Source organism: Streptomyces sp. T39 (assembly GCF_008042045.1).
In the GTDB taxonomy this organism is placed as follows: domain Bacteria; phylum Actinomycetota; class Actinomycetes; order Streptomycetales; family Streptomycetaceae; genus Streptomyces.
In genome coordinates this window covers 1-21291 of record NZ_RDBP01000008.1, presented here as the reverse complement: position 1 = coordinate 21291, position 21291 = coordinate 1, and the positions used below count along the sequence as shown (strand labels likewise).

At 74.0% G+C, this 21291-nt stretch carries 22 protein-coding genes; 5 read left to right on the top strand and 17 right to left on the bottom strand.

Annotated features, from left to right (window positions below; all coding sequences use genetic code 11):
- The 3 genes from EAO77_RS00625 to EAO77_RS00615 form a co-directional block, all read left to right on the top strand.
- Nucleotides 1-332 (top strand): RICIN domain-containing protein (locus tag EAO77_RS00625; RefSeq protein WP_147986183.1); only part of this gene is annotated, 332 nt, incomplete at its 5' end.
- A 114-nt stretch (nucleotides 333-446) separates the two neighbouring features.
- A complete protein-coding gene (locus EAO77_RS00620; RefSeq protein WP_147986182.1) occupies nucleotides 447-725 on the top strand; it encodes a hypothetical protein in 279 nt (92 codons plus the stop codon).
- A 135-nt stretch (nucleotides 726-860) separates the two neighbouring features.
- Entirely contained in the window at nucleotides 861-1292 is a 432-nt protein-coding gene (locus tag EAO77_RS00615; protein ID WP_147986181.1) for a DUF6234 family protein, read from the top strand.
- Nucleotides 1293-1333: 41 nt separating this feature from the next.
- Here EAO77_RS00615 and EAO77_RS00610 read toward each other — a convergent pair whose 3' ends face one another.
- The 12 genes from EAO77_RS00610 to EAO77_RS00555 all read right to left on the bottom strand — a co-directional run bounded on the left by EAO77_RS00610 (nucleotide 1334) and on the right by EAO77_RS00555 (nucleotide 14348).
- Nucleotides 1334-2563: an LLM class flavin-dependent oxidoreductase gene (locus EAO77_RS00610; RefSeq protein WP_147986180.1), complete on the bottom strand. Its 1230-nt coding sequence runs from the start codon at nucleotides 2561-2563 to the stop codon at nucleotides 1334-1336.
- Entirely contained in the window at nucleotides 2560-3939 is a 1380-nt protein-coding gene (locus EAO77_RS00605) for an NtaA/DmoA family FMN-dependent monooxygenase (protein WP_261993743.1), read from the bottom strand. The genes EAO77_RS00610 and EAO77_RS00605 overlap by 4 nt, the downstream gene beginning before the upstream one ends.
- 138 nt (nucleotides 3940-4077) lie before the next feature.
- On the bottom strand, nucleotides 4078-4992 hold the full coding sequence (locus EAO77_RS00600) for a fumarylacetoacetate (FAA) hydrolase (protein ID WP_147986179.1): 915 nt from the start codon (nucleotides 4990-4992) through the stop codon (nucleotides 4078-4080).
- Nucleotides 4993-5081: 89 nt separating this feature from the next.
- Nucleotides 5082-6377: a pyridoxal phosphate-dependent aminotransferase gene (locus EAO77_RS00595; RefSeq protein ID WP_147986178.1), complete on the bottom strand. Its 1296-nt coding sequence runs from the start codon at nucleotides 6375-6377 to the stop codon at nucleotides 5082-5084.
- A 195-nt stretch (nucleotides 6378-6572) separates the two neighbouring features.
- Nucleotides 6573-8264: an AMP-binding protein gene (locus EAO77_RS00590; protein ID WP_147986184.1), complete on the bottom strand. Its 1692-nt coding sequence runs from the start codon at nucleotides 8262-8264 to the stop codon at nucleotides 6573-6575.
- A 167-nt stretch (nucleotides 8265-8431) separates the two neighbouring features.
- Nucleotides 8432-9550, bottom strand: coding sequence for a Glu/Leu/Phe/Val dehydrogenase dimerization domain-containing protein (locus tag EAO77_RS00585; protein WP_261993742.1), 1119 nt, complete (start codon nucleotides 9548-9550; stop codon nucleotides 8432-8434).
- A gap of 93 nt (nucleotides 9551-9643) precedes the next feature.
- Nucleotides 9644-10207: a type 1 glutamine amidotransferase gene (locus EAO77_RS00580; protein WP_147986176.1), complete on the bottom strand. Its 564-nt coding sequence runs from the start codon at nucleotides 10205-10207 to the stop codon at nucleotides 9644-9646.
- A gap of 11 nt (nucleotides 10208-10218) precedes the next feature.
- A complete protein-coding gene (locus tag EAO77_RS00575) occupies nucleotides 10219-11022 on the bottom strand; it encodes an acetylglutamate kinase (protein ID WP_147986175.1) in 804 nt (267 codons plus the stop codon).
- The gene (gene argC, locus EAO77_RS00570; protein ID WP_147986174.1) at nucleotides 11019-12086 is read right to left on the bottom strand and encodes an N-acetyl-gamma-glutamyl-phosphate reductase; all 1068 of its coding nucleotides are present in this window, start codon (nucleotides 12084-12086) and stop codon (nucleotides 11019-11021) included. Before argC ends, EAO77_RS00575 begins: the two co-directional genes overlap by 4 nt.
- Nucleotides 12083-12934: a RimK family alpha-L-glutamate ligase gene (locus EAO77_RS00565; protein ID WP_147986173.1), complete on the bottom strand. Its 852-nt coding sequence runs from the start codon at nucleotides 12932-12934 to the stop codon at nucleotides 12083-12085. Before EAO77_RS00565 ends, argC begins: the two co-directional genes overlap by 4 nt.
- Before the next feature lies 1 nt (nucleotide 12935).
- Nucleotides 12936-13121, bottom strand: a complete 186-nt coding sequence (locus tag EAO77_RS00560; protein WP_147986172.1) for a lysine biosynthesis protein LysW — start codon at nucleotides 13119-13121, stop codon at nucleotides 12936-12938.
- 75 nt (nucleotides 13122-13196) lie between these two features.
- Complete coding sequence (locus tag EAO77_RS00555; protein WP_147986171.1) at nucleotides 13197-14348, bottom strand: LeuA family protein; 1152 nt, start codon at nucleotides 14346-14348, stop codon at nucleotides 13197-13199.
- 238 nt (nucleotides 14349-14586) lie between these two features.
- On the opposite strand from EAO77_RS00555, the gene EAO77_RS00550 reads away from it, so the two are divergent.
- The gene (locus EAO77_RS00550; protein ID WP_147986170.1) at nucleotides 14587-15360 is read left to right on the top strand and encodes an arylmalonate decarboxylase; all 774 of its coding nucleotides are present in this window, start codon (nucleotides 14587-14589) and stop codon (nucleotides 15358-15360) included.
- Between the two features lie 259 nt (nucleotides 15361-15619).
- Here the strand turns inward: EAO77_RS00550 and EAO77_RS00545 are convergent, their stop codons facing one another.
- The 5 genes from EAO77_RS00545 to EAO77_RS00525 form a co-directional block, all read right to left on the bottom strand.
- A complete protein-coding gene (locus tag EAO77_RS00545; protein WP_261993741.1) occupies nucleotides 15620-16072 on the bottom strand; it encodes a DNA-binding response regulator in 453 nt (150 codons plus the stop codon).
- A 35-nt stretch (nucleotides 16073-16107) separates the two neighbouring features.
- Entirely contained in the window at nucleotides 16108-16626 is a 519-nt protein-coding gene (locus EAO77_RS00540) for a response regulator transcription factor (RefSeq protein WP_147986168.1), read from the bottom strand.
- A gap of 31 nt (nucleotides 16627-16657) precedes the next feature.
- The gene (locus EAO77_RS00535) at nucleotides 16658-17839 is read right to left on the bottom strand and encodes a transposase (RefSeq protein ID WP_147986167.1); all 1182 of its coding nucleotides are present in this window, start codon (nucleotides 17837-17839) and stop codon (nucleotides 16658-16660) included.
- Between the two features lie 409 nt (nucleotides 17840-18248).
- Entirely contained in the window at nucleotides 18249-19493 is a 1245-nt protein-coding gene (locus EAO77_RS00530; protein WP_147986166.1) for an MFS transporter, read from the bottom strand.
- Between the two features lie 224 nt (nucleotides 19494-19717).
- Nucleotides 19718-20311 carry an SDR family NAD(P)-dependent oxidoreductase gene (locus tag EAO77_RS00525; RefSeq protein ID WP_147986165.1) on the bottom strand — a complete coding sequence of 198 codons (594 nt, stop codon included), beginning with the start codon at nucleotides 20309-20311 and terminating at the stop codon, nucleotides 19718-19720.
- Nucleotides 20312-20585: 274 nt separating this feature from the next.
- Here EAO77_RS00525 and EAO77_RS00520 point away from each other — a divergent pair.
- Nucleotides 20586-21291 (top strand): AfsR/SARP family transcriptional regulator (locus EAO77_RS00520; RefSeq protein ID WP_147986164.1); only part of this gene is annotated, 706 nt, incomplete at its 3' end.

The following is a 21291-nucleotide window of genomic DNA, read 5'->3' as shown; positions in this document are numbered from 1 at the left end:
GCGGTGTGGCCGCGGAGGGTACGCAGGTGCAGTTGTGGACGTGCAACGGTTCCGCCGCGCAGACGTGGCAGGTGCCGGGTGACGGCTCGGTGCGTGCGCTGGGCGGCTGCCTGGACGTGAGCGGCGGCGGCTCGGCGGACGGCACGAAGGTGCAGTGGTGGACGTGCAACGGGTCGGGTGCGCAGCGGTGGGCGGCGCAGCCGGACGGTTCGCTGCGCAACCCGCAGTCGGGCAAGTGCCTGGACGCGGAGGGCTCGACCTGGAACGACGGCACCCGGGTCCACCTGTGGACCTGCCACACCGGCCCCAACCAGCGTTGGACCCTGCCCTGACGGACACCCCGCCCGACCGGTGCGGCAGGCTCCCGGCGCACCGCCGGGACGCCCGCCGCACCCCCGGGCCGGCCCGGCACGGCGTTGTCAGTGGCGGCTGCCAGGCTGGACCTCATGGACAGGGACCGAGACGAGGAACTGCTGCGGGGACGGGTCTACGGCACGGACCACGACGACCCGCGCCCCGGGCCGCGGCCGGGGCACGTCTACGCGGAGCTGGTCGGCGGGCCGCTGGACGGGCTGCTGCTGGACATCACCGGCCGCCGCCCGGGCGAAGCGGGCGCCGCCGTCCTGCCCACGGAACTCGGCGCCTTCGGCGCCGGCGGCCGGGCCGTGTACGAGCCGCGCCCCGGCGATCCCGCACGGTACGACTGGACCGGCGACACCCCCTGACGACCCGGCATCCGGACGCCGGGGCCTGCGGACCCCCGCCGTCCGGGTGTCGCCGGCCTCACGGCCCGGCTGCCGCACGGTAACGATCTGCCGGGCCCCGGCGGCCGTCACGGCCGGGCCGACGACACTGGCTCCATGCCGACGCCGCATCCGTCCACGAGGACCGCCTCCGAGCCCGTGCACCTGTTCGCCGACTGTCTGCTGGCGCTTGTGCTGTTCGCGCTGGAGGCGGCCGTCCTCCTGCTGTTCGCCGTGGCGTCCGCCTTCAGCCTCACCCAGCGCACGCCGGGTGAGATCCGGCAGGGCGAGACCCGCATGACCCTCGTGCTCTGGGCCGCCGCGGCCGTGCTGGCGGTGATCGGGTACGTCCTGAACCGCTCCGGGTTCGTCATCAGCGGCATGCTGCACGCGCTGTCCGCAGTGGCCTGCGTCGTGTTCGCGTTCGCCGTCATGACGGGTGGTGACGAGGGCGCCGGTCCGCCCCCGTCGTCGCCGGTGTCCGACCACCGCGGGCCGGGCGGGCAGTGCCGCAGCGGTGGCGACTCCGACGAGTGCCTCGGCGGCTGACCGGTGCGCCGCGCCCCCGCGCGAAGGGGCGCGGCGACCGGTCAGCCCGACGCGGGCGCCGCCTCCCGGCGGGCGTAGCGGCTCGCCGGGCGGGCGAGGCCGAGGTGGCCGCGCAGGGTGGTGGACGTGTACGCGCTGCGGAAGACCCCGCGCCGCCGGAGTTCCGGCACCAGTGCGCCGGTGACGGCGGACAGGTCGTACGGGAGGGCCGCCGGGCGGAGACGGAAGCCGTCCAGCCCTTCGGCGCGCCAGTCCAGCAGCAGATCGGCCAGCTCGTCCGCGGTGCCGCTGAACACCGCGGCGTCGGAGGCGAGCGGGGCTCCGGCCAGATCGTCGAGGTGCGCCTTTCGCTCGGCGGCGGCCGCCGGGGTGTCACCGAGGACGACGACGAGGTCCGCGAACCGCTTCAGCGGCCGTTCGCCCTCGTCCCGGCCGGTGACCGCGACGGCTTCGTCCACCTGCGCGAGGATCCGTGCCACGCCCGCCCGGTCCTGGGGCGTGAGGAAGACGACGTCCGAGGCCGTGGCCGCGAACTCGTACGGCGTCGACGCGTGCGCGAGGCTCGCCACCACCGGCTGGCCCTGTGGTGTGCGCGGGACGATGGACGGGCCCCGCACCCGGAAGTGCGGACCCTCGAAGTCGATGTGGTGCAGCTTGTCGCGGTCGATGAAGCGGCCCGTCGCCGCGTCGCGTATCTCCGCGTCGTCCTCCCAGCTGTCCCACAGCCGGCGTGCCACCTCCACCGCGTCGGCCGCCTCCGCGAACAGCGGGCGCAGCCGCCGGGCGATGGCCTCCGAGTCGCGGATGTCGTCGTCGGTGAGCTGCGGTGTGGTGCGGCGGCCGAAGAGCGCGGCGTCCGAGGCACGCGCGGCTATCTGAGGACGCCAGCCTGCCCGTCCCTTCGATGCGTGGTCGAGGGTCGCGATGCCGATCCCCACATGGAACGGCTCGGTGTGCGTCACGTTCGCCGTCGGCACCAGCCCGATGTGCCGGGTCACCGGGGCGAGCCTGGCCGCCAGCAGCACGGCGTCCACGGTGCCCCGCACCCGGTCGGTGCGGTCGTCGGGGCGGTGGAAGGGCTCCGACTGCGGGGCCAGGGTGTCCTCCAGGGTCACGAAGTCGAGCAGCCCGCGCTCGGCCTCGGCCACCAGATCCGTCCAGTACCCCGCGGAGAACAGCTCCCCGGGCCGGGCGCCCGCCGCCCGCCAGGCGCCCGGGTGCCAGCCCGCCCCGTCCAGGGCGACGGCCAGGTGGAACGGTGTGCCGGTCACGACGTCTCCTTCGGCAGGCCGAGGCCCAGGTGGTCGCGGAGCGTGGGCCCCGTGTAGTCCTCGCGGTACACGCCCTTCTCCTGGAGCAGCGGCACCACACGGTCCACCACCTCGTCCAGCCCGTCGGGCGTCAGATGGGGCACGAGGATGAAGCCGTCCGCACCCTCGGACTGCACGAAGTGGTCGACGGCGTCGGCGACGGTCCGCGGGCTGCCGACGAACGTCTGGCCCCCGTGCACCTCGATCATCAGCTCGCGGATGCTCAGATCGCGCTCCTCGGCGAGCTTGCGCCACCGCCGGGCGGTCTCCTCGCGGCCCTTGCGGAAGACCGAATGGCCCTTGAGGATCAGCGACTCCGGCTCCGGGTCCACGTCGGGCAGCGGACCGTCCGGGTCGTACGCGGACAGGTCTCGGCCCCAGACCCCCTCCAGATGCGCGATGGCCGTCTGCGGACTCACCTGCGCACGGGTGATCTCGTCCGCGTACGCCTGCGCCTCCTCGTCGGTGTCCGCGACGACGGCGGTGGCGGTGGGCAGGATCTTCAGCTGGTCGTGCGTCCGGCCGTAGGCGCCCAGGCGCCGCTTCACGTCCCGGTAGAAGGGCCTGGCCTCCTCCAGACGGCTGTACTTGCTGAAGATGACGTCCGCGTCGCGCGCCGCGAACTCCCGGCCGGCGTCGGACTCCCCGGACTGGATGATCACCGGGTGCCCCTGCGGCCCGCGCGGTGTGCCGAACCGGCCGGAGATGTCGAAGTGCTCGCCGTGGTGGGCGAACCGGCCCGCGCCCGCCCGGACGAACTCGCCCGACGCGGCATCGGCCACCAGGTCGTCCTCGCCCCAGCTGGCCCACAACTCCTTCGCGGTGGACAGGAACTCGGCGGCCCGGGTGTAGCGGTCCGCCTCGTCGAGATAGCCGCCGCGCCGGAAGTTCTCCCCGGTGAAGGCGTCGTAGCTGGTGACCACGTTCCAGGCGGTCCTGCCCTCGCTCAGCAGGTCCAGCGTCGCGAACCGCCGGGCCACCTCGTACGGTTCGTTGAACGTGGTGTTGACGGTGGCCGCCAGCCCGAGCCGCGTGGTGACGGCGGCCAGCGCCGCGAGCATCGTCAGGTTCTCCGGGCGCCCGACCACGTCGAGGTCGTACACCCGGCCCTTGTGCTCGCGCAGCCGCAGCCCTTCGGCCAGGAAGAAGAAGTCGAACTTCCCCCGCTCCGCCGCACGTGCGAGCCGGATGAAGGAGTCGACGGCGATCTGGCTCTCGGACCGCGGGTCCGTCCAGACGGTCACGTTGTGGATACCGGGCAGCTGCACCGCGAGATGCACCTGCCTGGCCTTCTGAGCACGGGGCGGCGGCTGTCCGGCGTTCGGTCCGGCGGGCACGATGAGGCTCCTTCACCAGAGGAGGCCGGCCCTCGAAGGCCGGCCGGTCGAACACGAGCCTGCCTGGGCAGGCACCGGCCTGCCCAGGCCAACAGGCCCTGTTTCATGAGCTGTTCACGCCGCCGAAGCGGTGCCCCCTCAGCCCAGCGGCGGCGGTGACACGTACGCCACCGGGTTCTCGAACGCCACACCGTGACTCTTCACGTCGATGGCGATGCGGTCGCCGTCGGCGATCCGGAAGCCGTCGTGGAAACTCGCCTCGTCGGCCCCGAGGAGCACGTAGTTGACCAGCCCCGGCCGCCGCACCGCGGGGAACGAGAACAGGTGCGCCGCCATGTCCCGCACCCGGAAGTACAGCGCGTCGTCCCCGCAGTCGAAGCTGCCCTCCCAGGCGGTGGCCCCGTCCCGGGTGATGGTGACCCGCCCCGTGACCGTGCGCGGCGGCTCCCCGAGGAAGAGCCACGGGGTGAGCGCGGTGTCGCAGAGCTTGCAGTACGGGTTGTAACCCGGGTCCTTGCGGTGCAGCCCGATGTCGCACAGGTCGTTGCCGAAGGTGTAGCCCGCGTAGTGCGGGGTGCCGTCCGCGTCGTTGACGTAGACCAGCGCCACCTCGGGCTCCTCGATGAGGGCGATCGGGTTCGCCGGCACCGTCAGCGTCTCGCCCGGCAGCCGCACCCAGTCGCCGAACCCCTTGAAGAACCACTTCGGGGGCTCGAACTCCCCGCCCTCGGGCGCGCTCCGGCCGCCCCACTTCTTCTTGTGGGTGCCCATGAAGCCGCTCAGCAGGGCTGCCCCGGCCCGGGCGGGGAGCAGCGGCGGGAGCAGCCGCACCTCCGGGTCGCCGGCCGTGACGGTGACCTCCTCGGCCCCCTCGGTGACGGCGGCCCGCACCGCCTCAGGCGAGCCGTCGGTGCTGACGAAGATCTCCGCGAGCCGCCCGTCGGGGATCCGGTACAGGGTCTGCGGCGCACCCTGCTCCGGCCTGCCGAAGCCGACGTGCCGCTCGCCCCGGTACAGGGCCTCGAAGAGGGTCGGAAGGGTCGGAAGGGACATGGGACGGGTCCTCCTGGTGATGGTGGGAACAGCTGATGCGGTGCGACGGCGACGGTCCCGGCCCCGCTCGGGGAGCGGCGCCGGCCCCCTCAGGGACGCCGGGCGGGATCGCCCGCACCGGCGGCGAGATCCGCGAGCGCCTCGCCGGCCCAGGCGACGGCCTCGCCGATCCACGGCAGGGCGAGCGGATCGGGCGCGGCCAGCGCCGCCAGCCGCTGCTCTTCGGTGGATCCGTACAGCCGGCTCGTCGCCAGCCGGACACGCAGTGATCCGTCCGGTTCTCCGAAGGCGCTCCCCGGAAGGACGCCGACGCCGTGGCGTTCGCCGAGGAAACGGGCGACGCCGTCGCCGTCGTGCACCCCGTGCCCGGCGGCCAGCCGGTCGCGCAGCGGGGCGAAATCGGGATAGAGGTAGCAGGTGGCGCGGACGGGGGCGAGCGCCGCGCCGGTCGCCGCGACATGTCCGGCGACGGCGCGCACCACGGTCTCGTGCAGCCGCCGGCTCGCCGCCACCCGCGCGGTCACCTCCACGGGTTCGCCGAACGCGTACGCGGCCGCCGACTGCACCGGCGCCGGAGCGCTGGACCAGATCTGGCTCGCGACCGACACCAGGCGGGTGTACAGCTCGCGGCCGGCCACGCCGTCCGGCAGCCTGGCCACCCCCGTGCGCCAGCCGCCGAGCGCCAGGTTCTTCGTCAGCCCGGTGGTCACCACCGTCCGCTCCGGGGCGTACCGGGCGGGCGAACAGGCGGGTGCGGACGTGTCGTACACCAGGTCGCAGTAGATCTCGTCGGACACCACCACGAGATCGAGCTCCCGCGCCGCCTCCGCGAGCGCCTGCACCGTCCGTGGCGGGGCGACCGTGCCGGTGGGGTTGTCCGGCACCGTCACCACGACCGCCCGGGGGTCCCGGCCGGCCCGCCGCGCGGCCGTGACCGCCTCCCGCAGCAGCTCCGGGTCGGGCACGCCGCCCTCGCCCGGACGGACGGGCACCGGCAGGGGTTCCGCCCCCGCGAGCCGCGCCTGCGCCCCGTAGCTCACCCAGCCCGGCACGGGCACGACCACGTCGCCCCCGAGCGCCAGCAGCAGGGCGAACAGCAGCGGCTTGCTGCCCGGTCCGGCCACCACGAGGCCGGGGTCGGTGACGAGACCCCGCCGTTCCCAGTACCCGGCCGCCGCGGCCCGCAGCAGAGGGCTGCCGGGCACCGGCCCGTAGGCGTTCTCGGCCGCGGCGGCGGCGAGTTGTTCCCGCAGGACGGGAAGCACCGGCAGGCCGATCTCCCCGCTGGCCATGGACAGGACACGCTCGCCGGCCGCCCGCCGGCGCGCCAGCGCCTCGTCGGCGGCCAGCGTGGCCGACATGGTGACCGGAGTGGACACAGGCATCGATGGGCTCCTGGGGGTGAGGGCGGGACGGTGGGCGCGAGGGTGTTCCCGGGGGCTTGGGGCCCCGGACCGGGCGGCCGGCGACGCGCCGCACGGCCTCGGACCGGGCGAGGGGAGGACCGCACCGGCGCCGGGGGGCTCCGGCGGGTGCGCCGGGCGGCCGGCGCACCCGTGCGCACGGCCCGGGGCGTGGGATCAGCCGCCCGGCGGGCCCGCGTACCGCTCGCGCAGCTCCACCTTGCGGACCTTGCCCGTCAGCGTCTTGGGCAGCGCGGGCAGCCACTCCACGCGGTCCGGCCGGAAGCGGTCCGCGTGGCCCGCCTCCCGCAGGTGCGCGCGGACCTCGTCGAGCGACGGCCCCTCGCCGTCACGCGGCACGACCACGGCGACGATGGCCGCCGGCGCGCCGGGCACGGCGGGATCCAGGCCCACCACGGCGGCCTCGACCGCCTTCGGATGGCTGCCGATCACCGCTTCCAGCTCGGTCATCGGGGCCACCTGCCCGTCGCGGACGATCGCGTCGCGGGCGCGGCCGACGATGCGGATGCCGTCGCGGCCGTCCGACCGTGCCAGGTCGCCCGTGTCGAACCAGCCGTCCGCGGTGAACTCGGCCGCGAACACCTCCTCGCGCCGGTAGTAGCCGAGCGCCAGCGACGAGCCGCGCACCCGCAGCCGGCCGACGCCTCCGCCCACCGGACCGCCGTCCCCGACGCCCTCGGCGTCGATCCGGACCTCCATCGCCTCGATGGTCCGGCCGTTGCTGTGCGCCGCCCAGTCGTCGGGGTCGGCGGGGCGCGTCATCGTCACCGGGCCGTTCTCCGACATGCCCCAGAGCGAGTAGGTGCGCGCGCCGAGTGCCTCGTGCACGTCGTCCGCCAACGCGGCGAGCACGGGGGCTGACCCGATCACCACGTGCCGCAGGGTGCTCGTGTCGCGTTTCACCTCCCGCTGGGACGCCGCCACGTCCGCGAGGGTGGCCGGCGGGCCGTAGAGCAGCGTCGCCCCGTACCGTTCCACCAGGTCCAGCAGGGCCTCGTTGCGCCGCTCGTCCTGGAACGCGACAGTGCCGCCGAGCAGGGTGCCCGCGAGGACGCCCTGCGCGAAGCCCGAGTAGTGCACCAGCGGCGTGGACACCGCGGCGACCCAGTCGTCGCCGAGCCCGAAGGCCTCCACGTAGCCGCGGACCGCCGAGTGGATGGTGTTCTGGCTGTGCAGCACCCCCTTGGACTCGCCCGTGGTCCCGGAGGTGAAGAGCACCACGAACGGCTCGTCGGGCGAGAGCGCCAGGCCGTCGAGCTCGCCGGCACGGCGGTCCTCGTCCGCAGGGGCGACGAAGCGCTCGTGGAAGGAGAACGCGCCGTCGGGCACCGGGCCGTCCACGACGACCACATGGTCGAGGGTGTCCAGTTCCGCGCGGAGCCGGACGCCGATCCCGGCCAGGCCGGTGCCCGACCAGCCGGGCAGGGTGACGAACACCCGGGCTCCGGTGAGGCCGAGGCGGTGCCGCAGCTCCTCCTCGGGGCAGATCGGCGAGATGGGGCAGATCACGGCGCCGATCCGCGCGGTCGCGAAGATCAGGGGCACCATCTCCCACCGGTTGGGCAGCTGCACCGCCACGAAGTCGCCGCGCCGCACGCCCAGATCGAGCAGCGCCAGGGCGAAGCGGTCGGTCAGCCGCGCCAGTTCGGCCCAGTCGAGGGTGTCGGTGCGGGACTCGGCGACCCGGCGGGCCGCGATCGCGAGCCGGTGCGGCCGCTCCCGCGCCTGCCGGAACAGGTCGTCGACGAACGTCTCGTCCCGCCACCAGCCCCGCCGCCGGTACAGCGCCGCCGTCTCCGCCGCCGCCCGTGGTCCCGCGCCGGCGCCGGACCCCGCGCCCGGCTCCACGGCCACCCCGCTCCCGCGCCCGTCCGCGCCGCCCGGGGCCGCCGCGCGGGCTCGGCCGCCGCCCGCCACCGGACCGCCCGTGACGGCGGTGTCACCGCGCCCGTCCGCGCCGTCCGCCGAGGCGCCGTCCCTTCCCGGCGCGTCCCCGGTCTCCACCGGGGCCGCGGTCACCGGCGCTCCTTGCGGCGTGCCGCGAGCAGCTCCGGCAGCGGGTCGCCCGCGCTCGACGCGGCGATCTCCAGCAGGTCGCGGGTGTTCTGCCGCACCCGGTCGCCGACCCAGTCGAAGACCCACGCCTTGCGGGCCCCCGCCCCCAGGTCGAAGGGCACCACCCGGGTGACGGCCAGCGCCGCCGACGCCGCCCCGCCGATGTTGGCGATCACACCGGGCACCAGCACGGCTCCCGCCGCCCGCACCTTCTCCTTCGCCTCCGCGCCGGAGGCGAGGTTGGCGCCCTCGACCACCAGCCGGGCCCGCAGCCGGTGCGCGTTCTCCGCGTTGACCGCGTGCTTCTGCGCGGCGAGGATCAGCAGGTCGGCGTCGATGTCCAGCCAGGCGTCCGGCTCACCCGACAGGACCACGTCCTGCGGCAGCCGCGAGCGGTCGATCCGGCCGTACTCGTCGGTGATCGCGACGAGGTCGCCCACCGGGATGCGCTCCGCACTGATGGTGCCCTCGATGTCGGCGACGCCCACCACCACGTGACCCCGGTCCTCGAGGAAGCGGGCCACCGCCCGGCCCACCGCGCCGAAGCCCTGCACGACCACCCGGGCCGGGCCGGTGCGGCCGCTCGCCTCCAGCGCGGTCACCGCCGCGACGCCGACACCGTGTCCGGTCGCGTCGATCAGCGGCTCGTAGTAGGTGCGCCAGTCGACCGGCATGTCCGGTGCGCCGAGCCGGTAGCGGGGGTCGTACCCGGCCTCCGCGAAGAAGACCGCGCGGTCGGCGGGGGTGACCCCCATGTCGATGCCCAGGTGGATGCCCCCGTGCAGCAGCGGCTTGACGGTCCTGCCGAAGGTGCGGAAGGTCTCCTCGCGGTCCGCGTCGTCGGCGACGATGCCGGCCTTGGCGCCGCCGATGGGCAGCCGGGCGAGGGTGAACTTGTCCGTCATGTCGCGGGCGAGGCCCGCCACCTCCTCCTCGGTGACCCCGGCCGTCCGCCGGGTGCCGCCCATCGCCAGGCCGTCGTACAGCGAGTCGACGACCACCCAGCCCTTGATCGAACCTCCGCTGCCGTTCAGGGAGACGGTGAACGCCGGCTCCTGCGGGCTGTCCTGCTCACTCATTGCCAAGTCCTTCCCGCACATGGGACATGTGCGACACGAGGGGTGGTGTACGGGGAACGCCGGTGACGGGCCGGCGGGGTGGACGCGGGCGCGTCACCGGTACAGCTGCGCGAAGCCCCGCAGGATCTCCAGGCCGTCGGAGCGGAACTCCAGATGCGCCTGCGACCCGAGGATCCGGCCGTCGTCGGAGCGCAGGAACTCGACGGGGGCGTGCTCGGAGCGGCCGATGGAACGGAAGCCCTCGGGGGCCTCCTGGAGGTAGAGGGTGTGCCGGTGGAAGACGGTCACGGTCGGCTTCACGTAGGTGAAGAGCGGTTCCTCCGTGTCGACCTGGACGTCGTAGCCGCCGACGCGCTGCGGGCCGTCGGCCAGCCGTCCGCCGGCCGACACGGCCAGGATCTGCATGCCGCCGCAGATCCCGAACACCGGGACGTCGCTGCCGCGCACCAGATCGATCAGCCGCCGGTAGTAGTCGGTGTCGTACGCCCGCACCTTCGTGCCGCTGAGCACGATGGCCTGGTAGCGCCCGCCGAGCCGTTCCGGGACGGAGGCGGCGTCGACGGCGTCGGTGTCCGAGCCCAGTTGCTCGAAACGGGCGCGGAGCTGGGGGAGGGAGAGCGTGCCGTTGTTGACGACCAGCACACGGGGTTGCGCCACGATCCTGCTCCTCAGGTCTGCGGGGTTCGCGTGATGACGGTGCCGGTGCGGCCCGCCAGCAGGTCGGTGACCGACGCGCTGCCGAGCACGACCCGCCGCACACCGCCGTCGAGGGCCTCGCCGGCGGCCCGCAGCTTCTTGCGCATGCCGCCCGTCGCCCCTCTGTCGCGGAAGGCGGCGGCGGCCTCGGCGCCGATCTCGCGCACCGGCTCACCGTCGATCAGCAGATGGGCGACGTCGGTGACGAGCACCAGGTCGGCGGCGCCGGTGGCCCCGGCGACGGCGGCGGCGGCCCGGTCCGCGTCGGTGTTGACCTCCCGGCCGGCGGCGTCGCGGGCCAGTGGGGTGACGAGGTACGCATGGCCCGGCTGGAGGTTCTTCAGCGCCCCCGGGTCGACCCCGGTGATCGGCCCGACGAGGTTCTCCAGCTCCACCAGCTGCTTCTCGCGCCACCACCAGCGTTCGGCCTCGCCCGCGGCGACGAGCCCGTCGCTGCCGAGCAGCCGCTCCGCGGTGACACCGCGCCGGCCGAGCCGGCCGAGGACGTCCTCGGCCAGCGCCGCGCTCACCGTCCTGATGTCCTCGATCACCTCGGGGGTGGTCCACCGGCTCTGGTTGCCGTAGCGGTCGCGCAGGACCGCGGACGGCTCGCTGTAGCGCGGACTCAGCCGCTTCAGCGGCTTGGACCAGCCGTGGACGAGCACCAGCGGGTGCTCGCGTCCGTACGCGGCCAGGTCGTCCCACCAGGCGCCGTCGAGGTCGTCCAGGCAGCTTCCGCCGAGCTTGACGACGGTCGGTGTGCTTGCGCCGCTCATGCCGGCATCACCGGGTGCATCGTCAGGCCCGTGTCCACGGGCAGCCCGAAGCGCAGGTTCGCCGCCTGGACGGCCTGGCCCGCCGCCCCCTTGACGAGGTTGTCCAGGGCGGCGAGGACCACGATCCGGCCGTCCTCCTCGTCGTGCAGGACGGACACGTCGCAGTAGTTGGAGCCGAGCACGGCCTGCGGGTCGGGCACCGGGATCAGCGTCTCGTCGTGCCTGCGCACCCGCACGAACGGATGCCCCTTGTAGAACCGCAGGTAGGCCCGCTGCAGTTCACGCTGGTCGACCTGCCGGTCGGTGAAGACGTAGCTGCTGGTGAGCAGGCCGCGGACATGGGAGACGCCGTACGCGGACATGGTGAGCGAGCCGATCGAACCGCCCCCCTCGCGCTCCAGGAAGTCCCGCACCTCTCCCGCGTGCCGGTGGCCGGTCGGGGCGTACGGGGCGATGGCGCCGTTGCGGTAGGGGTGCAGGTCGGTCGTGCGCAGCTGGAGACCGCCGCCGCTGGAACCGCTCTTGCCGTCGATCACCACGGTCCGCAGATCGAGTCCGAGGCCGAGGGTGAGCGGCGCCAGGCCGAGGGTGATCGCGGTGGCGTAGCAGCCGGGCAGCGAGATCAGCGGAGCGTCCGCGAGCCGCTCGCCGACCAGTTCCGGCACACCGTAGACGAAGCGTTCCGCGAGGTCGGGGCGGCGCTGCACCTTCGGGTACCACCGGTCGTGCAGGTCCGGCGTGCGGATGCGGAAGGCGCCGCTGAGGTCGATCACGGCGGGCACCCGGTCGGCGAGCAGGGCGGCTATCTCGGCCGACACCGGCGCGGGTGTGGCGAGGAAGACGACGTCCAGCTCGTCGGCGATCTCCTCGGTCACCGGACGGACCGTGAGGCCCCCCAGGCCGAGGCGGAGCCCCGGGTGCAGTTCGGCCGGCCGGCGGCCGATGTGGGAGGAGCCGCCGAGGAAGGCGAGCTCCAGACGGGGATGCTGGGTGATCAGGCGGAGGAGGTCGCCTCCGGCGAGGCCGGAGGCGCCGACCACCCCCGCGCGGATGGGGCGCGTCATGCGAGCAGCTCCTGGAGGTAGCGGCCGACGGCCGTCGGCACGTCGGCCCCCGTCGCGGAGGCCACCGCGCGGAACGCCGGCGCGTGGTTGACCTCGTTGACGACATGGCCGTCGGGGGTGCTGAAGAGGTCGACTCCGTAGATCCCGGGGCCGAGTTCGTCCACCACACCGTCGATGATCTTGAGGACTTCGGGGTCGTGGGCGACGGCCCGGCTGCTGTTGCCGAGCGCCGCGTTGTTGCGCCAGTCGGTGCCGCCGCTCGCGAACTCGGCCGCGGCCACCAGTTCGCGCCCGACGACCAGGCAGCGCACCGACGTGCCGCCGCCGATGTAGGGCTCCACGAGGCAGGCCTGCTCGAAGGCGTGCCCGAGGTCCTCGACGTAGTCGTACACGGACGCGGCGAGGTCGGGGTCCCGGATGAGCGTGACCCGTTTGCCCATGCCGCCGAAGACGGGTTTGAGCACCAGGGGCGGTGCGAGCTCCGCCACCGCCCGCTCGAAGTCCGGGCGCGACAGCGCCAGCCGGAAGTCCGGCACGGGCACGCCCGCCCGGCGCAGCGCCGCGCGCAGCACCGCCTTGTTCTCGCAGGTGTGGATGGCGTGCGCCGAGTTGAGCACCCGCACCCCGGCGGCCTCGGCGAGGGTGGCGATCAGCCCGCCGCGGGTGTAGCTGCGACTGCGCAGCAGCACCGCGTCGTACCCCGCGAGCGAGGGCGCGTCGGGGTGGCCGAGGCTCAGCGACTCGTCGTTGACCCATTCGATGTGCAGACCGTGACCGGGGGCGGCCTCGATGAGGCGCCGTTCCTCCCAGGCGATCCGGTCCGCGACGACGGCGACTTTCACGGCCATGTCACTGACCCCAGTCGCGCAGCTGCACCTCGACCATCCGCAGGCTCAGCACGCCCTCCCGGACGGCCTCCACGCGCAGGGTGAGGATGCACTCCGGGCACGAGAGGGTCTCGCCCTCCACGACCGGCGGAACGGTCAGACCGGTCTCGCACTCGGGGCAGGTTCCGGTCAGGGTGGCGGTGGTCATGGAAAGGACTCCTGTTCGGTGGATGTCGTCCGTCGGGTGTGGATGCGGTGCGTGGCGGGCGGCGGTCGGCCGCCGTCACGCGGCCTGGAAGTCGATGGCCGCCTTGCGGATCGCGTCGCGGTCCAGCAGCGGCGCACCGTCCCGTGCCTGGCGCTCGGCCAGCCACGGGGTGAACTCGTCCGGGTCCACGTAGACGCCGGAACCGTCGAGCGCCCACTTCACGAGTGCCGTCGTCAGCCGGCTGCGCACCCGCAGTTCACGCGTGTTGCCGACCAGTTCGGCGGGCAGCGTCTCGTAGGCCTCCGGGTTGACCAGCTGCCCGGGCAGTTCGTAGGCGAAGGCGTGCCCGGTCGTCGGGCCGGACTGGAACGCGTCCCCGAGGCCGGCGCCCCGGAGCGCCACCCGGGACAGCTCGGTGAGATGGCTCAGATCGAAGCGGGTGTCGCCGTGGATGACCCGCAGCGACGTCAGCAGCTCCGCCAGCGGCGCGTTCCCGCCCCGCTCGCCGATGCCGCCGACGGTGGCCGAGATCCACTGCGCGCCCGCGCGGACGGCGGCGAGGGAGTTGGCCACCGCCATGCCCAGCATGTTGTGCGAGTGGATCTCGATCTCCGCACCGTCGATCGCGGTGAGGTCCCCGACGACCTCCTCCATCTGCCACGGCGAGAGGTAGGCGACGGTCTCCGCGAGCCGGAAGCGGTCCGCACCGGCCGCGAAACCCGCCTCCACGTACGGCACCAGGCGCTCCCTGGGGGTGCGCGCGCCGTCCTCGCCGCTGAAGGTGACGTGGAAACCGCGGTCCTTGGCCTCGGTGACCGCCGAACGGGCCAGTGCCTGGAGGAACTTCGGGCTGGGCGAACCCAGCTTCAGCCGGGCGTGCTGCTCGGAGGTGGGGATCGAGTACATGATGTGGCGCACGCCGAGCCGCCGCGCCTCGTCGAGCGCCTGCACGACCTGCCGCCGGTCGCGCACCACCACCAGGGTCATGCTGCGCTCCGGGGTGACGGCCTCGTGGACGGCCTCGACGAGCGCGGCGTCCTTGGAGCCCGGTCCGGAGACCATGCCCACCTCGACCAGTTCGACGCCCGTGCGCACCAGCAGACCGGCGATCACGGTGGCGTCCTTCGGCCCGAACTCGACGCCCGCCATGTGTGCCGAGTCCCGCAGCGTCGCGTCGGAGATCCGAGGCGCGAGCGGTGCCTCGTCCGGTATTTCCTTGGCTGCCATGGCCATCACTCCTCATTCGGGAAAGTGGTCGGTGAACCGCGTCGGAATGGGTTCGGCGGGCGGTGATCACCACGATCCAGTGAACTGCGCCCGGAAACAAGGCGATCCGGGTCAGATGTGTGTGGGGGAGTGTCAAGGAATGTCAGGAAGGAAAGGGAACGCAAAGGGCGTGTGCGCGGCATGTCTTTTCCGGCCCGTCCTCCTGACGTCACCCCGGGAGCCGTCCTAGCGTGCGGTCATGGACCTTTTCTCGCTGCCACGACTCGGAGTCGTCGTTCCCCCGGAGAACCCCACGGCGGAACCGGAGTTCAACCAGCTGCTCGGCACCGGCCTGAACGTCTACACCGCCCGCTTCCCGGTCACTGCCGGGCTCGGCCTCCGGCGGATGCTGGAGACCTGGAACGAGGTGCTCCCCGACACCCTGGGCGACTTCGGCGGCATGCGCCTGGACGCCACGGTGGTGGCGTGCAGCGCCTCGCACTACCTTCTGGACCCCGACGGCGACCGCGCGTTCTGCGAGGAGCTGTCGGTGCGCGTCCGCCACCCGGTGCGGTCCTCGACCCAGGCCGTCCTCGCCGCCTGCGAGGCCCTCGGCGTCGGCCGGCTGACACTGGTCTCGCCCTACGAGCCCTGGCTCACCGACGTCTCGCGCGCCTACTGGGAGCGGGCCGGCCTCACCGTCGACGACGTCGTCCTCGTCCCGGCGGGCCGCACCCCGGCCGGGGCCGACCACTACGACCCGTACGCCGTCCCGCTGCGGGTCATACGGGAACGCGTCCGCGCCCACCTGGGCGGACACCGTCCGCCGCAGGACAGCGCGCTGATGTTCACCGGCACGGGGATGGCCACCCTCGCCGCCCTGCACGAACTCGCCCGCGAGGAGCCGGGGCGCGTGCTGCTCACGTCCAACCTGGCCTCCGCGTGGTGGGCCCGCCGGGTGACGGGGACGCGCGGCGGCCAGGTCCATCCCCTGCTGCGGCGCCTCGACGCGGGGATCCGCCGAGCGGCCTGACCCGGCGCGACCGCGTGCGGGATGCCGTGACGTGCCGCCCCGGCCGGCACGGCGCCCGGTCGACGGGCGGGCACGTCACGGGCTCGCGCCCGGTCGACGGGCGGGCACGTCACGGGCTCGCGCCCCGTCGCCGGAGGGCCGGCCGTCGCCGGCGCGCCCGGTCACCGGGTACGGGGGCCGTCGCGCATCCCGCGCCCGGTCGCCGGATCTCCCGCGTCCCGCGGCCCGGCCGCCGGGATCCGGCGCCCCCGCCCCGGTCTCACACCTCCGACGCGAACGCCGCCTCCGCCGGCTCCGGATGACGCCGGGCGATTCCCATCCGGTATCCGACCCCGCGGACGGTGACGATCCAGCGGCTGCATCCGAGTTTCGCCCGCAGCGTGCTCACATGGGTGTCGATCGTGCGGCTCGTCGGCCCCCAGTCGCTGCCCCAGACCTTCGACATCAATTCCTTCCGCGAAACCACCGTCTCGTGATTCGAGGCGAGAATGTAGAGCAGCTCGAATTCCTTCGACGTCACATCGATCAGTTGGTCGCGCAGACGCACTTCCCGGGTGCGCGGATCGATGTGCAGAGGGCGCAGGGAAATCGCCTCGGAATGCGCGGGGCCGCGTCGGGAACGGCGCAGCACGGCCTCGATGCGCGCCCCTATCTCACGGAATCCCCAGGTCTGCGCCACACAGTCGTCGGCGCCCGCCTTCAGGGCGAGCACCCGCTCCAGTTCGTCGTCGCGCCGGGTGTAGGCGATCAGTGGGATGTCGCTCGCGGCCCGCAGTTCGAGGCGAGAATGTAGAGCAGCTCGAATTCCTTCGACGTCACATCGATCAGTTGGTCGCGCAGACGCACTTCCCGGGTGCGCGGATCGATGTGCAGAGGGCGCAGGGAAATCGCCTCGGAATGCGCGGGGCCGCGTCGGGAACGGCGCAGCACGGCCTCGATGCGCGCCCCTATCTCACGGAATCCCCAGGTCTGCGCCACACAGTCGTCGGCGCCCGCCTTCAGGGCGAGCACCCGCTCCAGTTCGTCGTCGCGCCGGGTGTAGGCGATCAGTGGGATGTCGCTCGCGGCCCGCAGCGACCGGCACACCTTGATCCCGTCGACATCCGGCAACTCCAGGGACAGCAGCACCAGATCGGCCTCACGGTACGCGTGCAGGGCGTGCGCGCCCGTGCCCACACTGCGGGCCGCGTACCCCTGACGGCGCAGGTCGCGCACCATCGCGTCGGCGGCCGACGACTCCCGTTCCACCACGAGAACGTTTCTCACTGCGCAGGACCTTCCTCTTCCCTTCCGGCTCTCAGCCCGCGGCCCGGGCCGCGGTGGCGCCGGGGCCGCCGTGGAGGTGGTGGTAGACGTACGCGGCCGAGGCCATGGTCATGTGATGGTGCCAGCCGGGGAACGAACGTCCCTCGAAGTCCAGGACGCCGAAGCGTTCCTGCAATGCGTCGAGGGCCTTCTGGAGCGTGGTACGGCTGCGCATCAGCAGCAGCACCTTCTCCACCCGCCGGTCGGCCACCGAGGTGATCCAGTAACGGCCGGGCTGCCGGGTCGTCGGATCGACCACCTCCAGCAGCCGGTAGCCGTGGGCGCCGGACACACCGCCCGTGTCCCGACGCCGGGGCAGCCGGACGGTGCCCGCGTAGGTGTGGACGGTCACCGCGCGGTGGCGGCCGTCCACCATGTCACGTGTCATCACATAGGGCTGACGGAAGCGGCGCTGCTCGAAGAGGCCGCCGACCGTGGTCACCGTCGGGGCCCGGTGGCCGCTGATCACCACCTGGCCGGGGTCCACCTCGCACACGAGGCCGGCCGTGTGCCGGGCGAGCCCCGCCAGCACCCCGCCGGCGTCATGGCCGCGGGTCAGGTCCAGGGCCCAGGGCAGCCGCGGCATCAGCGGATGGGCCATCACGCCCGCGGCGTGGTCCACGACATGGGCGCCCACGGGCCGCGCCGTCTCGTGCGACGGGATCCGGGCCCGCAGCCGCCGGTCCCGGTCACGCCCCCAGACGCCGTCGAGCACCAGGCTCCAGTCCACGGGGTGGCAGTGGGTGTCCGTGACCAGGAAGAGTCCCACCGCCCGCTGCGCGTTGACGGTGCGCCCGGTCGCCGGGTCGGTCACGCGGTGCACCCCCACCGAGTGCTCCCCGCGCTTGGGGATGATCAGCTCCGCCACCGTCCAGGCGTACGGGGCGGCGCCGGCGGCGACCCACAGGGCGAGCCGCCGGCGCACCGGCTCCCACGCCCAGGTGCTGGCGTTGACGAACTGGTGCAGACCGTGCGCGGCGGCGGGCGGTAAGCGGTCCGTCCGCGCCATGTTGCGGGGTGTCTTCTTCCCGGGCGAGTGCAGAAGTCCGTGCAGGTACGCCCGCGCCCAGCGGCGCTGCTCCACCCGGTGCAAGGGGCCGAAGACCTCCGTCAGAAACGCCTGATGATGTGCGCTCTCGTCCGGCACGGCACTGTGCCCGGTGTGTGACGCCATGGAACGCCCCCCTCGTCGTACCTCCCCCGGCCCCGCCCTGCGGGACGGATGCCTGACGCTTCGGACGAGGCACAAAAATACCTGCTCCCTGCACAATTTCACGGGGAGCGTTCCGACTTTGCGACTTCCGCCTCCGACCTGCGAAAACGCCACTCCAAGGGGGGAGTGAGGGGAGCGTACGGAGGGCGCGCGGAATCCCTCCGCGAGCCGGTGCCGAACACCCCTCCGGCCCGCTGTCACCTGGGATCCGGCACCGGGCCGGGACCCGCCGGACGGCCGTCCTCCACCGCGCGGCCGCCTTGTGTCAACAGCTGATGAACAACCGCCCGGCACGCCGCCGAGCCCTCGTACCCCGCCGGCCGTGCCGGAGGTACGAGGGCTCCACGGACGCGCCCCGCGGGGCGGACTGTCAGGCTCCCGGCCGCTTGACGGGGAAACCGTGGCCGCGGGCGAACACCACCACCGCCAGCACCGGTGCCAGGAGCAGCAGCACCGTCCACGGGAAGGAGTCGCTGCCGATGCCGTCGAGCAGGATGCCGCCGGCGATGCCGCCGCCCGCCATGGCGACGTTCCACAGCGTCACCAGCATCGCCTGCGCCGCGTCGGCCTGCTCGCCGCCCGCGTCGGCCACCGCCGTCTGGAGCAGCGTCGGCACACCGCCCCAGCCCAGACCCCACAGCGCGGCGGCGACGTACACCAGCGCGGTGCTGTCGCTGAGCACGGCCAGCAGCGCGGAGGCCACCGCGACCAGCAGTGTGCTCGCCACCGTCAGCAGGCGCAGCCGCCGGTGGATCTGCGCCCCCACGATCCAGATGCTGAGCAGCGACGCGGCGCCGAACACCAGCAGCACCAGGTCCGTGCTGCCGCCGAGCCCGACGTCGTCGAGGAACGTGGCGATGTACGCGTACAGGATCGTGTGCGCCAGCACGAAGACGAGCGTGACGAACAGCACCGGGGCGACCCCCGGCACCTTCAGGGCGCGCAGCATCGCCGGCCGCTCACCGCGCTCCTGGCCCGGGTAGTCCGGCACGGCGGCGGAGATCCACACGAGCAGCAGCACGGTCAGCGCCGTCATCACCAGGAACGCCACCCGCCAGCCGACGGCCGTGCCGAGGAAGGTGCCCGCCGGCACACCGAGCGAGAGCGCCACCGGAATACCCGCCATGGCGATCGCGATCGCCTTGCCCTGCAGGTGGACCGGCGCCATCCGGCGGGCGTAGCCGGCGAGCAGCGCCCACGCCAGACCGGCGGCGACACCGGCGACGAACCGGGCGACCATTGTCAGACCGTAGACCGACGACACGGCCGTCACGGTGTTCGCGACGGCGAACCCCGCCATGGCCGCGAGCAGCAGCCGCTTGCGCCGCCACCCGGCCGTCGCCGCCGTCAGCGGGATCGCGGTCAGGGCCGTGCCGATGGCGTAGATGGTGACCGTCTGCCCGGTCGCCGATTCGCTGACCCGCAGATCGGAACTCATCTGCGGCAGCAGGCCGGCCGGCAGGGTCTCGGTGAGGCTGGTGATGAAGACCGCAGTGGCCAGGGCCAGCAGCGCGAACAGCGGCAGCTTCTGCGGTGCGCCCGGGTCCGCGGCCGGCGGCGCCGGCCGGGACTCCGAGCCGCCGGGGGCGGTCGCCGTGTCGGGGGAGGTGCTCATGTGATGTGCTCCGGGTGTTCGGGGGACGTGATGGTGTCCGGGGACGGTGTGGGGCCGGTCGCGCTGCCGGGCCGGTACGGCGGGTGCGCTGTTCGCCGTGCGGGGCGCCGCCGCTGCGGACCGCGCCCGACGCGCCCCTTCACGGGGCACGGGCACGCCGGCGGCGCCGGGGCCTCGCCCGGGTCGCGGGCACGCGGGTGCGCGCCGCGACCCGGACGGAAGCCCTAGGTTCGGCCCAGGCCGCCGTCCACCGGGAGCCATGCCCCCGTCGTGAACGTCGCGTCCGTGGCCAGGAAGAGGGCGGCACGCGCCACCTCCTCCGCGGAGCCGAGCCGGCCGAGCGGCGGCAGCGGCACGGCGCCCGCCGGCCGGGCCTCGATACAGCCGGGCGCCACCGCGTTCACGCGGATCCCGCGCCCGGCCAGTTCACCGGCGAGCGCGCCCACCGCCGCGGCCGACGGAACGGGTGAGGTCAGCACCACCGCTCCGCCGTCGCGCACCCGCGGCAGCAGGGGCCGCGCGGTCGACACGGCGTCGGCGAACAGCAGATCCGCACCGCCGGCCCCTTCCGCTTCGAGCAGCCGGTCGAGGGCGCCGAGCGCTCCGGGCGCGCCCCGTGCTCCGGGACCGGGGGGCGGCGCGAGCACCACCAGCCGGGCGGCCGAGCCCAGTTCCGTCCGGGCCCGGGCCCGTTCCTCCTGGCCGCCCACGGTCAGCAGCACGTCCGCACCCCCCTCCACGAGCCGCTTCGCGATGGCCAGTCCGATCCCGGGCTCCTGGCCCACGACCACGGCCCTGCTTCCCGAGTACCTGGTCATCCCTGCCGCGCTCCTCTCGGTGGGCGGGTTCCGTCGCGCCGACGGCACGTCCTGCGTCTCCTGCCGCGACCGGGACGTACGGCGGCCCGGCGGATCCGACTGTGCACCCGGCCGCTTCGGACCGGCCGAGGAAGCGCCGACGGTCCGCTGACGGTCTGCGCGACGGGCCCCGCGCGGCCCGGCCGAACGCCCTCCGGCCTGCGGATGTGTACGGACGATGACGTCTGCCCGCGTGGCGACTCCCGCCCGCCCGGCAGCCTGTACGGTGGCCCGCATGCGGTACGGGGTGCTCGGCCCACTCGTGGTGTGGGACGACGGGGGCGCGGTGGTCACGGTGCCCGAGACCAAGGTCCGGGCGCTGCTCGCGACCCTGCTCGCGCACGACGGCGGCCCGGTCTCCGCCGACCGCCTCATCCAGGACCTGTGGGGCGACGACCCGCCGGGCAAGCCGGCCGGCGCGCTCCAGGCCAAGGTCTCCCAGCTGCGCAGGGTCCTCGGCCGTGACAACGTCCTCCACCAGCCCGCCGGTTACCGGCTGCGGCTCGCCCCGGCCGCACGACAGGTCGACGCGGAGCACTTCCGCGCCCTGACGGCCGAGGCCCGCGCGGCGGCCGACCCACGTCTCAGGGCGGCACTGCTCACCGAGGCCCTGGGCCTCTGGCGGGGGCCGGCCTACGCGGACTTCGCGGACGAGGCGTCCGTCCGCGGCGCGGCCCAGCGCCTCGACGAGCAGCGCCTGTCCGTCACCGAGGAACAGGCCGAGGCGCGCCTGGCCGTCGGGGACCATCTGCTGCTCGCCGGGGAGCTGACCGATCTGGTGGAGCGCCACCCGCTGCGGGAGCGCCTGCGTGCGGCCCAGATACGCGCGCTCTACCTCGCCGGTCGCCAGAGCGAGGCCCTCGCCTCCTACGAGAGCCTCCGCGCCCGCCTCGCGGAGGACCTGGGCGTCGACCCCGGACCTCCCCTGACCGCCCTCCACC

What these genes read in the sequence shown, in the direction of transcription:
- EAO77_RS00585 (WP_261993742.1), bottom strand. Translation starts at nt 9,550, where the DNA reads ATGAGTGAGCAGGACAGCCCGCAGGAGCCGGCGTTCACCGTCTCCCTG.
- argC (WP_147986174.1), bottom strand. Translation starts at nt 12,086, where the DNA reads ATGACGCGCCCCATCCGCGCGGGGGTGGTCGGCGCCTCCGGCCTCGCC.
- EAO77_RS00575 (WP_147986175.1), bottom strand. Translation starts at nt 11,022, where the DNA reads ATGAGCGGCGCAAGCACACCGACCGTCGTCAAGCTCGGCGGAAGCTGC.
- EAO77_RS00535 (WP_147986167.1), bottom strand. Translation starts at nt 17,839, where the DNA reads ATGGCGTCACACACCGGGCACAGTGCCGTGCCGGACGAGAGCGCACAT.
- EAO77_RS00565 (WP_147986173.1), bottom strand. Translation starts at nt 12,934, where the DNA reads ATGGCCGTGAAAGTCGCCGTCGTCGCGGACCGGATCGCCTGGGAGGAA.
- EAO77_RS00560 (WP_147986172.1), bottom strand. Translation starts at nt 13,121, where the DNA reads ATGACCACCGCCACCCTGACCGGAACCTGCCCCGAGTGCGAGACCGGT.
- EAO77_RS00600 (WP_147986179.1), bottom strand. Translation starts at nt 4,992, where the DNA reads ATGTCCCTTCCGACCCTTCCGACCCTCTTCGAGGCCCTGTACCGGGGC.
- EAO77_RS00530 (WP_147986166.1), bottom strand. Translation starts at nt 19,493, where the DNA reads ATGAGCACCTCCCCCGACACGGCGACCGCCCCCGGCGGCTCGGAGTCC.
- EAO77_RS00550 (WP_147986170.1), top strand. Translation starts at nt 14,587, where the DNA reads ATGGACCTTTTCTCGCTGCCACGACTCGGAGTCGTCGTTCCCCCGGAG.
- EAO77_RS00555 (WP_147986171.1), bottom strand. Translation starts at nt 14,348, where the DNA reads ATGGCAGCCAAGGAAATACCGGACGAGGCACCGCTCGCGCCTCGGATC.
- EAO77_RS00525 (WP_147986165.1), bottom strand. Translation starts at nt 20,311, where the DNA reads ATGACCAGGTACTCGGGAAGCAGGGCCGTGGTCGTGGGCCAGGAGCCC.
- EAO77_RS00595 (WP_147986178.1), bottom strand. Translation starts at nt 6,377, where the DNA reads ATGCCTGTGTCCACTCCGGTCACCATGTCGGCCACGCTGGCCGCCGAC.
- EAO77_RS00615 (WP_147986181.1), top strand. Translation starts at nt 861, where the DNA reads ATGCCGACGCCGCATCCGTCCACGAGGACCGCCTCCGAGCCCGTGCAC.
- EAO77_RS00620 (WP_147986182.1), top strand. Translation starts at nt 447, where the DNA reads ATGGACAGGGACCGAGACGAGGAACTGCTGCGGGGACGGGTCTACGGC.